Source organism: Nocardia sp. CDC519 (genome assembly GCF_059509835.1).
Map to the genome: position 1 here is coordinate 323,071 of NZ_CM183377.1, position 12,559 is coordinate 335,629.

Genomic DNA, 12,559 nt, shown 5'->3' on the forward strand with positions numbered 1-12,559 from the left:
GTTCCTGCCATCGCAGACGGCCGGGCGAGTCATCCCCGCGTTTCCAGAGCAGATTGCTATGGTCTGGATCACATGTGCGCCGGATGCGTAAACCATGAGGCGGAGGGGTGTCGATGCGGTTGACCCGGCGGGTCCAGGGTGTGGCGGCAGCGTTCGTGATCCTGTTGACCGGCGGGGCGGCCGGGGTGGCGACGCTGACCGAGAACGCGGTCGCCTACGAAACGCCCGCACCCGCCGTCGCGCCGGACGAACTGGCACGCCAGTGGACACAAACCCACGACGGGCCGCAGCCGTACCCCGATGTACACATCGACTGGGATGTACCGATCACGATGAGCGACGGTGTGGTGCTCAAGGCGAACGTGTACCGGCCGATCCGCGCCGACGGCCAGGTCGAGACGGCGCCGCTGCCGACCATCGTCAACCTCACCCCGTACACGAAACTCATGACCAACCTGATCGATTCGGCTGTGTCCATGCCGGGTCTGCAGCAGTTGACGATGGACCTGGTGGGCCGGATCAACCTGTCCGGCACTCCGGTCAGCGGTTTCGAGGATCTGCTGCACGCCCTGGACGGCGGCACCATCCAGACCGTACTCGGCCTGGACCGCAAGCTGATTCGCAGCGGCTACACCCAGGTCGTCGCCGATGTGCGCGGCACCGGCTTCTCCCAAGGCACCTGGAACACCCTCGGCGCCCGCGAACAACTCGACACCCGCGAGGTGATCGATTGGGCGGCCACCCAGCCCTGGTCCAACGGCCGGATCGCGATGAGCGGCGGCTCCTATTCCGGCATCAACCAGCTGCGGGCGGCGGAGAATCCGCCGACATCGTTGCGCGCGATCTTCCCGGTGGAACCAGGCAGCGACCTCATGCGCGATGTGGTGGCGCCGGGCGGCGGCATCGGCACCACCTTCCTGCCGATGTGGCTGAACTCGGTGAACAATGCCAAACTGCTGCCCGATATCAGCTCGATGCTGAACGGCACTTTCGACTGGCGCTGGTTCAACGACCGCCGCCGCGACCCGCTCACCAACTTCGATCTGCTGGCCCAGGCCCTGCTGACACCTTCGCTGCACAACGTGCCACCCGCACTCTCGGCCGCGCTCGACGAGGACAGCGCCTTCCGGGAAGGGATCATGGGGCGTCCCGAGAAGGTCGGCGTGCCCACCTTCGTCTACGGCGGCTGGCACGACATCTTCGCCAACAGCGCCACCACCCTCTACAACGCCATCCCGCTGCCTGCCGACCAGTAGAAGCTGGTGGTCGGCGACACCTACCATGCGAATCCCGGTGCGGGAACCGGTGTTCCGGGCGCACCCGCACGACTGGACGTCCTGCAGCAGGCGTGGTTCGACCACTGGCTCAAGGACATCGACAACGGCGTCACCGGATTCGGCCCGGTCACCGTGTGGGAGCAGGGCGGCGGCTGGGTCACCCTCGCCGAGTTCCCGAAGCCGGGGATGACGCATCGGCGGGTCTATCTGTCCGGCGCACCCAGCGGCACCACCCACGACAGCCTGCACGACGGCGCACTGGCGGCCGCACCCGCTCCCGAACCCACCCGCCTCACCGTCGCCCCCGGCCTCACCACCGCGTGCTCGCGCGATGCCGCGCAGGGTTCGGCGGGTATGACGGCGGTGATCGACGCCTGCGCCAAGGATTCCCGGATCGCCGAACGCAACGGGCTCACCTTCACCAGCGCCGAGATCACCGAGCCGACAGTGATTTCCGGGCCGATCAACGTCCATCTCAATACCGTGCACGACGCCGCCGACGGGTATTGGAACGTCACCGTCAACGACGTGGCGCCGGACGGGACGTCCACGGTGCTGTCCACCGGGCAGCTCACCTCCTCGCTGCGCGCCATCGACGAGGCCAAGAGCAGCCGCTCGGCCAACGGCGATCTGACCACACCGCACAACCCGATCACCCTCGACAGCGTGCTGCCGGTGCCGCCGGGCGAGGCGATCACCCTCGATATCGCCGTCATCCCGACGCAGGCCATCCTGCAACCTGGGCATCGGCTGCGGGTGGACGTCTTCGCGGGCAATTCGCCCAAGGCGCTGGCCTTCCGGCCGATGCTCAATGCCAGCGAACTCAAACCGCAGCATCTGGTGCTGGATCCGAACGCACCGAGTTTCGTCAACCTGCCCTCCGACCGGCCGATCGCCGTCCGGTGATTTCGTGTGACACCACAATGTCGTCGGAAGACCCTGCTTCGGCGGCGCCGGGACCCGTAGGGTTTCGGGCATGGTGTCGCCGGAGATGACGCAGCTGGTGCAGTCGGTGGTCGAGACATACCTGCTGGACGGCACGCGCCGCTACAACCGCGATGACGTGGCACGTCAGACCGGTGTGCCGGTCGAGGTGTCGCGCCGGTTGTGGGTCGCGCTCGGTTTCCCCGCGGGTGGTGACGAGGCGACGCTGGACTACACCGACGCCGATGTGCGCGCCATGCGCGAATTCCGGGAACTGGGCGTGCTCGCGTCGACGGATCTGCGTCAGCAGGCCGCGACCGCCCGCACCATCGGCCAGTCGATGGCCCGGCTGGCGGAATGGCAGGTGGATCTGGTGCTGGACGAGATCACCCGACGGGTCGCCGCGGCCGACCCGGACGCCGATCCGGCCGCCATCGCCCGCCGAGCCACCGAGGCGACCGTGCAGATCCTCGAGGAACTGCACGCCTACGCCTGGCGCAGGCACCTGGCCGCCGCCCTGGCCCGCTCGCTCGACGGAGCGGGCACGGCCGCCGATTCGACCAGAGAGCTCGCTGTCGGTTTCGCCGATATGGTCGGCTACACCCGGCTGACCAGGCATCTGCACCCGGATGAGCTGTCCACCCTGCTGGAGGCGTTCGAATCCACCACCACCGCCGCCATCACCGAGAACGGCGGCTGGGTGATCAAGAATGTGGGCGACGAAGTCATGTTCGCCACCGAAACCGCGGTGCAGGCGGCCAGGATCGCCCTGGCCATTCAAGAAACCACCATGACCGTCGGCACCACTCCGGAACTGCGTGTCGCCCTCGCCTACGGTCCGGTGTTACAGCGGTTCGGCGACCTGTACGGATCGGTGGTGAACATCGCGGCCCGCCTGACCGGTGTGGCCCGGCCCGGCACCGTCCTCGTCGACGACGCCGCAGCCGCCGAACTCGCCGGCGAACCCGAATTCGCCATCCGGCATCTGCGCAGTGTGCGAGTGCGCGGGTTCAACCGGCTGCGGCCGCATGTGCTGCGCCGCAACGGCAAGAACCGCTGACCCGGTGAGCGTGGTGCGGATCCCGCCCAGTGGCGGGGAGGCGGCGCTGACACTCATCTAGGCTCGGTCCGGTGGATATCGACTGGCCCGACCTGCGTGAACGCTGCCGCATCGAGGAGGACGACGCGATCGTCGCGGTGAACAAACCCGCGGGAATTTCGGTGACCGGGGAACGCCACGACACCGATATCGTGCAAGCCGCGGCGGCCGTCGGCGAGACGCTGTATCCGGTGCACCGCATCGACAAGGTGACCTCCGGTGTGGTGCTGCTGGCAAAGGATCTCGCCGCGCACGGGCAGTTGACCAGGCAGTTCAACAAGCAGACCGCCCGTAAGACCTACCTCGCGATCGTCTCGACGCCCGAAGGCGACCTGCCGGACACCGGCACCATCGACCTGCCGCTGAGCGTCGGGCGGAAGAACCGGGTGCGCATCGCGGCGCCGAGGGAGAGCATTCAGGACTCCGAGGGCCGCTGGTTCGTGCACCCAGCCGACCTGCTCGATACCAAGAACTACCCCTCCACCACTCGGTTCGCGACGGTGCTGCGCGACCGCGACCACACCGTTCTCGCATTGCGCCCCGTCACCGGACGGCGGCATCAGATCCGGGTCCACCTGGCGTGGATCGGCCACGCCATCGCCGGCGATCCCCTCTTCGACACATCGGGTGCCCACGAACGCACCTACCTGCACTCCTGGCAGCTGGCGCTGGCGGCGGATTGGCGGACGCCGCCGGAGTTGAACCTCGAGGCAGAGCCAGGCGCCGGTTTCTGGGCGCCGCTGACGGCCGAGCCGAAGGCCACGGCCGCGCTGTTGCACAGTGCCCTCGAACGGCTGGGATGACCGAGCACCTCGCCTGATCGAGGTGCGGTCAGCAGGCGTTCCTGACACAGCCGGCCGCGGTCACCAGCAGACAGCGCCGCTGCTCGCTGGAAAATCGACTGTGAGGCGCAACGCGGTCGCACGGTAACGGAAATCGTGGTGGTGAGCCTCATGACGACAACAATTCCGCTGGTCAACTAGCCTGAAACACGGCACTGCGGGAGGTGCGGTGCACTCTGTTTCGCAATGGAGCGATCCCCCAGAGAAAGCAGATGGGCATGATCCTGGTGGCTCAGGTCAGCGACACACACTTCGATCTCGGACCCCGCAACGTCGAACGCGCGGAGCGGGTCATGGCCTACCTGGCCGATCTACGCCGGCGACCCGACGCGATCCTGGTAACCGGCGACGTCACCGATTCCGGCAAAGCCGACCAGTACGCGGAAGCGCGGATCGCCCTTCAGGCCGACATCCCCGTCTACGCCCTCCCCGGCAACCACGACGATCGCGGCGCGTTCCGCGAGGTCCTGCTCGGGGTGCCGTCCTCGACCGAACCGATCAACCACGCTCACCGCGTCGGCCCGCTGACGGTCGTCCTGCTCGATTCCAGCATCCCCGGCGAACCCAGCGGACAACTCACCGACGAGACCTACGACTGGCTGCGCGGCGTCCTCGCCGACGCCCCCGCGGGCGACCCGATCCTGCTGGCCCTGCACCATCCCCCCGCCCACCTCTACAGCCCGGTGGTCGACGAGATCGCCCTCGCCGATCCCGATCGCCTGGCCGAGCTGGTAGCCGCCGACGACCGCATCCTCGGCGTCCTCACCGGCCACGCCCACTCCGCCGCCACCACCACCTTCGCCGGCAAACCCCTGCTCGTCGCCCCGAGCACGGCGTCGGTGCTCGGCGGCGAATGGGAACTCGCCCTCCCCGACCACGTCATGGACTACGCGCCGGACCCGGCCGTCGCCCTACACGTCATCGACGAGAACCACACCCTGACAACACATTTCCGCAGCGTGCCGATGGGCGGCTGGATCGGCGTCGCGCCGTACTGAGGCAGTGGATGCCCTGCGGCCGTGATCAGCGGTGATCCAGGATCACAATCGGAATAGTCCGGTGGGGCGGCCTGCCGCTGGTAGAACCCGAAGTCAGGGAAGACCGCCACCAATCGCGGCCACAGCGGAGATTGGCGACCTTTCTGTCCGCAGTTGCCAATCAGACGTCAGAGCGCCGCGCCGGACTGCCTCACATCGAGCAAGCCCCGACTACCGTCCTCGTACGCTCCGGCGACACCACCTGGAACTTCACCCCGACCGAGTGGGCAGCCTTCACGGCCGGCATCGCTATCGGCGAATTCGCCGCCGCCTGAACGGCTTTCATACGATCACCCGGATCGCCCTTCGCGGACATCCGGCATCGCTGGGTTGTATGGACCCATGGTCCCGTTCACGCGAGCGTTTCGTCCGGGGTGCTCGCGGTCAGTACCCGCATCGTCCAGGCTCGCACCTGCGCCGGGCTGGCTGATCGGACTTTGTGGATCACCCCGGCGGGCAGCGGGCCGAATTTGGCGGTCATCTGCTCGAGTAGAGTTTCCGCGCGGCCTCGTGCTTCTCCCCGTGCTTCCCCGCGTGCCTCGATCATCTCCGCCGTCGTCACGATCGCCTCCTTCGCTCGTGGGCCGAGCCGTTCGAATACCGCCGCGATATCGGCCTCGGCGGTTTCGCTGACCGTCATGATGTAGGTCAGTACGGTCAGGTAGTCGCCAAGGGGGTCGGGCCCGGCCTCCAGGGCGTGCAGGTCTTCGAACCAGTCCAGCATATCGTTTCCCAGCGCGGTGTTCTTGGGTGCGATGCGTTGCAACACCAGCAACACCCTGGTCGCGGGGGTGAGGTCGCGGTCACGCAGCGCGGCCGGGTCGATAGCGGCGATATCGTCGAGCAGGAACCGCAACCGCGGCAGATGGGGGCCAAGGGCGTCGCGGGCGGCGGGGTCGAGATCGATCAGGTCGGCGACCTCGGTGGGGTGGGACCAGCGGGTGCCATCTGCGGCGTTGTGTACAACCAGCGGGATGATCGCCGGCAATGTGTTCGGCTTGGAGGTGCTGGGGTTCTGGGCCATGTGTTGCCGCCAGATCGCGACCATGTATTCCAGCATCCGGAAGGCCATGAACCGGTCGCTGCTCGACTGATGTTCGACGAGCAGGTAGATGTAGGCGGGGTGCCCGTCGAGGCGAGTGCGGAACAGCAGGTCGCTGAATCGGTTGCGGAGGTCTGGCGAGACGAAGCTACCCGGCTGGAGCTGTAGAGCGGGCCAATCGATGCGAGTACTGATCTTCTCGGGGAGCACGGCACGTATTTCGCTTGCCGCGTTCTCGGGGCGTGCCATGACCTTTCGGAAGTACGCATCGTGCGGGTTCGACCGCTGCTCCGGCATGGCCGGTGACGCTACAGCGCGGCACCGACAAATCGATGGGCTCCAGTGGGTTTCGCGTATCCGGCCAGTGCGGGTACCGATCGCATCAGACGCGGACACGTTGCCTCCGATACGCCGCAGGTGTGGTCCCCGTCCACCGTTTGAACGCGTAGATGAATGTCGATGCTTCCGCGTATCCCAGGCGAATCGCCACGTCGCTCACCGACAGTGGTGTGGTGCTGAGCATTTCCTCGGCCAGGGCGCGGCGCATTTCGTCCAGCAGCGCGCGGTAGCTGGTGCCCGCGGCGTCCAGGTGGCGACGCAGGGTGCGGGTGCTCATGTTGAGATCGCGGGCCACCGCATCGATTCCGGGTGGGGCGGCCAGGCCGTCGGTGCCGCCGTGCGGGATGAGGCGGGAGCGGACTTCGGCGGCGATGCCGGTGCGGGCGCGGCGGCGATGGACGAGATCGCGGCATTGGGCGAGGCAGATGGCGAGGGTGTGTTCGTTGGCTTGCGGAAGGGGCTGATCGAGGATGGCCGGGTCGATCGCGAACAGGTTGTGCGGGCGGTCGAAGCGTGGCCGGACCACGGTGATGTCGGCGATTCGGTCGGCGTAATCCGGTTCTGGGAACGAGAATTCGGCCCTGATGAGCGGCAGATGGCGGCCGACGAGGTCGCTCATCACCTGATGCATGGCGGTCACGTCCCGCTCGATGAGGAACTGACGCACGTCGGCGGGGACCGATTCGGCGTGCACCCACGCGATGAACTCGCTGTCGCGCAACTCGGTCGCGGGCAGGCAGAAGGTGAAGCTCAGGTCCAGATAGCGCAGCGCGAAGGCGATGGCCTCGCCCAGCGTCGGACTGCTGATGCAGGCGAAGCCGAAGATGCCGAAGGTGGTGATCCGGTAGCGGCGGCCGACCTCGACGCCGAGCGCCGGATGGTCGGGCAGCGCCCCGACCAGGTTGCGGACCACGGTGAGCTCGGTCCGCGCGTCGATCTGGGCGTCCGGGTCGTGCAGGATCGGTTCGGTCAGCCCGGTGCCGTCGAGCATCCGTGCCACGGAAATGCCGTGCTCACCGGCGTAACCGGTGAGCAAGGCCACGCTGCCCACACCGCGCGGGAAATCCCAGTCGCGTACCGGACTGTCCACCATGGACAACAGTATGGCCGAAAGTGTCGATTACCAGGACAGCTCCGCGCACCGACGTGCGCTGTCGGGGGTTTCGACCTGGAGCGTGGCATGGCTGATGTGGAACCGCTCGGCCAGCACGTGCTGAGCGGCGCGCAGCACGTGATCGCCGCTGGCGCCGTCGGCGGTGGTGATGTGCGCGGAGGCGACCTCCATGCCGGAGGTGAGGGTCCACACGTGCAGGTCGTGCACGTCGGCCACGCCCTCGACGGCGCCGAGTTCGGCGGCGACCTGTTCGACGTCGAGTTCCTCGGGGCTGTGCTGGAACAGGATCCGCAGCGACCGCTTCGCCAGCACATAGGTGCGTGGCAGCACCCACAGGCCGATCGCGACACCGATGATCATGTCCGCGTACCGCCAGCCGGTGGTGATGGTGATGGCCGCCGACAGCAGCACGCCGAACGAGCCGATCATGTCGGCGAACACCTCGAGGTAGGCGCCGCGCACGTTCAGGCTCTCCTTGGCGCCGCTGCGCAGCAGCAGGAACGAGGCCACATTGGCCAGCAATCCGACCACGCCGACGATCAGCACCGGCCATCCCGGCACCTCCGGCGGTTCACCGACGCGGGCCAGCGCCTCGTAGAGCACATAGCCCGCCACCAGGAACAACAGCACCGCATTGGCCAACGCCGCGATCACCTCGGCCCGGTAGTAGCCGAAGGTGCGGGTGTAGGTGGGGCGGCTGCGCCGGGCCAGCAGAATGGCCGACAGCGCCATGCCGATGCCCACCACATCGGTGAGCATGTGCGCGGCATCCGACAGCAGCGCCAGCGAGCCGGTGGTGAACGCCACCGCGAACTCGACCAGCATGAATCCGATGCCGATGGCCAGCGCCAGGCCCAGCCGGCTCAGGTACTTCCCGGACGCGCTCTCCGGCGCTATCCCATGCGAATGATCATGTCCCACACCTGACAACATATGCGTACATGCGCATGGATGCAACACCCTCGATCCGGGCTGGCAGACTTGTGCCGTGAGTGATGTGTCCACCGACTCGGCCCCGCGCGGCGAACACGGCCCGTTACGGCCGATCGAGCTGGCCACCGGCGCCGTCCTCGGTGGTGTCACCGTCGGTTTGGTAACGATCGGTTCGGTGGTCCCGCTGGCCACCGCCCTGCAACTGGTCGCCGCGGTACCGCTCGGACTGCTGGCCCATCGTTACCGCTTCCGCGCCGTAGCCACCACGACCATCGCGGCCGCCCTCGTCACCTTCGTCGCCGCCGGATTGCTCCCGGCCACCGGCATGGCGGCCTCGGCCACCATCGGCGGCATCATCGGCGGGGTCAAACGCCGAGGCGGCGGCATCGTCGCCGTCCTCGGGCTGGCCGTGCTCGCCGGCCTGGCCTGGGCGGCGTTCTCGATCGGGTTCCTGCTGGTGTTCTCCCAAGCACGCAACCTGCTGTTCGACACTATCCGCAATACCTCCGAAGGTGTGAAGGATCTGGCCGGGCGGGCTCCGCAACTGGAACCCCTCGGCAATGGCGTCGCCGATGTGACCGAAGTGGTGCTGCGCTTCTGGTGGATCTACGTCGGTGGCGGCGTGCTGTTCGGCACCGTGCTCACCGCCCTCATCTCCTGGTTCGTTCTCGGATCGGTCCTGGATCGGCTGGCCTGGCTGCCCGGCACCGATCGGCTCGACGCCCCGGCCGACGACCGGCCGGTGGCGCCCCTGCCGGTGACCATGCGCGCGGCCGGCTACCGCTATCCAGGGGCCCACACCGACGCGTTGAGTGGCATCGACCTCACCGTCGACGTCGGCGAATTCGTGGCGGTGGTCGGCCACAACGGCTCCGGCAAATCGACGCTGACCCGGCTGCTGGCCGGGCTGCCGCCGTCGTCCGGCACCGTCGAGCGGCCGGGCTCGGCCGGCCTCGGCCATCTCGGCGGCACCGCGCTGGTGCTGCAACGACCGGAAAGCCAGACCCTCGGCGTCCTGGTCGCCGACGACGTGGTGTGGGGGCTGCCCGCCGCACTCGCCGAACAGGTCGACGTGGAGGGGCTGCTGCGCGAGGTCGGGCTCGATAGCATGGGCGAGCGGGAAACCGCGGCGCTGTCCGGCGGCCAGCAGCAGCGGCTCGCGGTCGCGGCGGCGCTGGCGCGGCGGCCCGCGCTGCTCATCGCCGACGAAGCGACCTCGATGATCGACCCGGACGGGCGCCGCGAGCTGGTCGCCCTGCTGGCCGCACTGCCGAAACGGCACCGGATGGCCGTCGTCCTGGTGACCCACCACGAGGCCGATGCGGCCGCCGCCGATCGCGTCGTGCATCTGTCCGGTGGCCGGGCGGTGCGGCATCTGCCGGGCTGGCCCAAACCGCGCCACGATCTGCGCCGACGGCCGATGGGTGAGCCGATCATGCAGCTGCGCGATATCCGCCACACCTACAACCGGGGCACACCGTGGCAGGCGCCCGCGCTGCACGGTGTCGATTTGACGGTGCACCGCGGCGAGGCGCTGCTGGTGGTCGGCGGCAACGGCTCGGGCAAATCCACGCTGGCCTGGATCATGGCCGGGTTGATCAAGCCGAGCGGGGGCCGCTGCGAGCTGTCCGGCAAGCCCGTCAGCTCGCAGATCGGCCGGGTCGAGCTGGCGTTCCAGCATTCCCGGCTGCAACTACAGCGACAGACCGTCGGCGCCGAGATCGCCGATTGGGGCGGCCGGGCCACCGGATCCGGTGCGGTCGGGCGGGCCCTGGACGCGGTGGGCTTGGATCGTTCGCTGGCTGCCCGGTCGATCGAGGAACTCAGCGGTGGGCAGGCCAAACGCGTGGTGCTCGCCGCGATCGTGGCCAGCCGGCCGCAGGTGGTGGTGCTGGACGAGCCGCTGGCCGGGCTGGATCCGGAGGGCCGCGCCGATATCGTCGATCTGCTGGCCCGGCTGCGGGATTCGGGGCTGACGCTCATCGTCATCTCACACGACGTCGAGGATGTGGCCGCCATCTGCGACCGCACGGTCCACCTGCGCGACGGCCGGATCGCCGAATCGGTGCACGCGGCCGCGGAAACGCTGCGCCGGCCCGCCGAGACCGCGCATCCCCAGCCCCTGCCTGGCACCGCGTGGCGGATGGAGCAGGGAGGGCAGTCATGAGCCTCGTGCTGCTGCGGCAGGTCCCGGTGGACAGCCCCATCCATCGACTCTGGGCCGGAACCAAGATGATCGGGGTCTTCCTGATCAGCGTGGTGCTGATGCTGTGGCCGACCTGGCCGGTGCTCGGCATCATGACCGGATTCCTGGTGCTGGTCGGCGTGCTCGCCCGGCTGCCGCTCGGCACGCTGCCACGGCTGCCGTGGTGGTTCTGGGGGCTCGCCGCGATCGGCGGGCTGGTCAATGTGCCCGTCGGCGGCGCGGCCGTGCTGCGCTTCGCCCAGGTCCTGGTATTCAGCCTGATCTTGGTGGCCGCCTCCTTCCTCATCGCCTGGACCACCCCGATGAGCGAGATCGCGCCCGCGCTGGCCAAGCTGGGCGCGCCGCTGCGCAGGCTGCGCGTTCCGGTGGACGAGTGGGCGGTGGTCGTCGCGCTGACGTTGCGTGGTCTGCCGTTGCTGATCGACGAGATCCGGGTGCTGCACGCCGCCCGCCGCCTGCGCCCCAAAGATGATCTGCTGCACCGCGCCGCCGACAACGGGCTGATCGACATCCTGACCGCCGCCATGGCGGTATCCACCCGCCGCGCGGGCGAATTGGGTGAGGCGATCACCGCGCGCGGCGGCACCGGGCAGCTCACCGCCAACCCGGGTTCGCCCCGCCGCGCGGATGCGTTCGCCCTGCTCATCGTGGTGGCGGTAGGCCTCGGTTCCGTCATGATCGACGTGCTGTTGCTGTGACAAACTGGTGGCCGATCGGCCCGGATCACAGCAGGCGGCGAATTCGATGGAACCGAACGCAGGCCGGCCGCGTCGAAATGGATATACGGACCGAGTCTGGGGAACAGGGGTAGGCGATGAATAACGACCGCGAGGCCATGCGCTCGCGCAACGACGCGTTGCGCGCGCAGGTCGGCGACATGCTCGAGACCTTCGAACGGCAGCGCCAGGATCTGGCCGCCGCCCAGCAGCGCATCGCCACCGCTCAGGTCTCCGCGTGGTCGTCGGACAACCTGGTTCGGGTGACGAGCAATGCCGCAGGCATTCCGCTCGACGTGCACATCGAACCGGAAGCGTTCAAGCGGTCCACTCCCGAACGGCTGAGCCGCTCGATCACCGAGGCCGTGCAGGCCGCCGCCCGCGAAGGCGTGCAGGTGTCGCAGCAGGCCTTCGCCTCCGTCGAAGCCGCCGCCGACGATCTGCCCGACCTGCCCGATCTGGTCCCCGGCGCACCGAGCATCCGCGACCTGGTCGGCAAGCTCATCCCGGAGCCGCCGCTCGTGCAGGACGCCCCGCCGCCGTCCGCGCAGGCGCCGCTGGATGACGAAGACGAAGACGAGTACTACCGCAACCGCAGCTACCTCGAGGGTGGCCGTTGATGAGTATGTTGAAAGCCGATCCGGAAGCGATCAAGGCCACCGAACCGGGGTTCCAGAGCCTGGCCACCCAGGTGGCCGATGCCCTGAGCACCCTGAAGTCCGCGCTGGATGCCGAAGGCGAATGCTGGGGCGGCGACGAAATCGGCCAGAGCTTCGCGGGTAACTACACCCCCGGCGCGGAAAAGGCCCTCACAGCGGTCGAGATTCTCAGCACCACGCTGTCCGCGATGGGCACCGGTGCCACGAATACGGCCACCTCGCTGGAGAGCCAGGACCAGGCCATCGCCGACGCGCTGGGCAAGAGCGAATAGCCGATCCATCCATCACGGTTCCCGATAGCTGTGCGCTATAACGGGCGGCAGGTTTGGTACTGACCCAAAACTGAACTGATACCCGTAAATCCATCGTGT

At 68.2% G+C, this 12,559-nt stretch carries 10 protein-coding genes and 1 pseudogene; 8 read left to right on the forward strand and 3 right to left on the reverse strand.

All coding sequences use genetic code 11. From position 1 onward, the window contains the following. Nucleotides 1-113 precede the first annotated feature (113 nt). The 4 genes and pseudogenes from AC5W7N_RS01235 (at nucleotide 114) to AC5W7N_RS01250 (ending at nucleotide 5,140) form a co-directional block, all read left to right on the forward strand. A pseudogene (locus AC5W7N_RS01235) lies at nucleotides 114-2,183 on the forward strand (CocE/NonD family hydrolase). Between the two features lie 70 nt (nucleotides 2,184-2,253). Then, on the forward strand, nucleotides 2,254-3,261 hold the full coding sequence (locus tag AC5W7N_RS01240) for an adenylate/guanylate cyclase domain-containing protein (RefSeq protein WP_163814285.1): 1,008 nt from the start codon (nucleotides 2,254-2,256) through the stop codon (nucleotides 3,259-3,261). A 71-nt stretch (nucleotides 3,262-3,332) separates the two neighbouring features. Continuing rightward, nucleotides 3,333-4,103: an RluA family pseudouridine synthase gene (locus AC5W7N_RS01245; protein ID WP_194992248.1), complete on the forward strand. Its 771-nt coding sequence runs from the start codon at nucleotides 3,333-3,335 to the stop codon at nucleotides 4,101-4,103. 257 nt (nucleotides 4,104-4,360) lie between these two features. Beyond that, on the forward strand, nucleotides 4,361-5,140 hold the full coding sequence (locus tag AC5W7N_RS01250; RefSeq protein WP_163814283.1) for a metallophosphoesterase: 780 nt from the start codon (nucleotides 4,361-4,363) through the stop codon (nucleotides 5,138-5,140). 391 nt (nucleotides 5,141-5,531) lie between these two features. Here AC5W7N_RS01250 and AC5W7N_RS01255 read toward each other — a convergent pair whose 3' ends face one another. The 3 genes from AC5W7N_RS01255 to AC5W7N_RS01265 all read right to left on the reverse strand — a co-directional run bounded on the left by AC5W7N_RS01255 (nucleotide 5,532) and on the right by AC5W7N_RS01265 (nucleotide 8,595). After that, on the reverse strand, nucleotides 5,532-6,518 hold the full coding sequence (locus AC5W7N_RS01255) for an Rpn family recombination-promoting nuclease/putative transposase (protein WP_495923095.1): 987 nt from the start codon (nucleotides 6,516-6,518) through the stop codon (nucleotides 5,532-5,534). Nucleotides 6,519-6,603: 85 nt separating this feature from the next. Beyond that, nucleotides 6,604-7,653, reverse strand: a complete 1,050-nt coding sequence (locus AC5W7N_RS01260; RefSeq protein ID WP_495923097.1) for an AraC family transcriptional regulator — start codon at nucleotides 7,651-7,653, stop codon at nucleotides 6,604-6,606. A 27-nt stretch (nucleotides 7,654-7,680) separates the two neighbouring features. Further along, complete coding sequence (locus AC5W7N_RS01265; protein WP_280211116.1) at nucleotides 7,681-8,595, reverse strand: cation diffusion facilitator family transporter; 915 nt, start codon at nucleotides 8,593-8,595, stop codon at nucleotides 7,681-7,683. A 76-nt stretch (nucleotides 8,596-8,671) separates the two neighbouring features. On the opposite strand from AC5W7N_RS01265, the gene AC5W7N_RS01270 reads away from it, so the two are divergent. From AC5W7N_RS01270 to AC5W7N_RS01285, 4 genes are all read left to right on the forward strand, one after another. Continuing rightward, nucleotides 8,672-10,774 carry an ABC transporter ATP-binding protein gene (locus AC5W7N_RS01270; RefSeq protein WP_495924246.1) on the forward strand — a complete coding sequence of 701 codons (2,103 nt, stop codon included), beginning with the start codon at nucleotides 8,672-8,674 and terminating at the stop codon, nucleotides 10,772-10,774. Then, nucleotides 10,771-11,511, forward strand: coding sequence for an energy-coupling factor transporter transmembrane component T family protein (locus AC5W7N_RS01275; RefSeq protein WP_495923098.1), 741 nt, complete (start codon nucleotides 10,771-10,773; stop codon nucleotides 11,509-11,511). Before AC5W7N_RS01270 ends, AC5W7N_RS01275 begins: the two co-directional genes overlap by 4 nt. Before the next feature lie 116 nt (nucleotides 11,512-11,627). Beyond that, on the forward strand, nucleotides 11,628-12,149 hold the full coding sequence (locus tag AC5W7N_RS01280; protein ID WP_495923100.1) for a YbaB/EbfC family nucleoid-associated protein: 522 nt from the start codon (nucleotides 11,628-11,630) through the stop codon (nucleotides 12,147-12,149). Beyond that, nucleotides 12,149-12,460 (forward strand): WXG100 family type VII secretion target, encoded by a 312-nt coding sequence (locus tag AC5W7N_RS01285; protein WP_163814277.1) that lies wholly within the window; start codon nucleotides 12,149-12,151, stop codon nucleotides 12,458-12,460. The genes AC5W7N_RS01280 and AC5W7N_RS01285 overlap by 1 nt, the downstream gene beginning before the upstream one ends. The last annotated feature ends 99 nt before the right edge of the window (nucleotides 12,461-12,559 follow it).

Bases quoted from the DNA above. Each gene is read 5' to 3' on its own strand.
- AC5W7N_RS01285 (WP_163814277.1), top strand. From the start codon at position 12,149: ATGAGTATGTTGAAAGCCGATCCGGAAGCGATCAAGGCCACCGAACCG.
- AC5W7N_RS01260 (WP_495923097.1), bottom strand. From the start codon at position 7,653: ATGGTGGACAGTCCGGTACGCGACTGGGATTTCCCGCGCGGTGTGGGC.
- AC5W7N_RS01275 (WP_495923098.1), top strand. From the start codon at position 10,771: ATGAGCCTCGTGCTGCTGCGGCAGGTCCCGGTGGACAGCCCCATCCAT.
- AC5W7N_RS01240 (WP_163814285.1), top strand. From the start codon at position 2,254: ATGGTGTCGCCGGAGATGACGCAGCTGGTGCAGTCGGTGGTCGAGACA.
- AC5W7N_RS01255 (WP_495923095.1), bottom strand. From the start codon at position 6,518: ATGCCGGAGCAGCGGTCGAACCCGCACGATGCGTACTTCCGAAAGGTC.
- AC5W7N_RS01250 (WP_163814283.1), top strand. From the start codon at position 4,361: ATGATCCTGGTGGCTCAGGTCAGCGACACACACTTCGATCTCGGACCC.
- AC5W7N_RS01280 (WP_495923100.1), top strand. From the start codon at position 11,628: ATGAATAACGACCGCGAGGCCATGCGCTCGCGCAACGACGCGTTGCGC.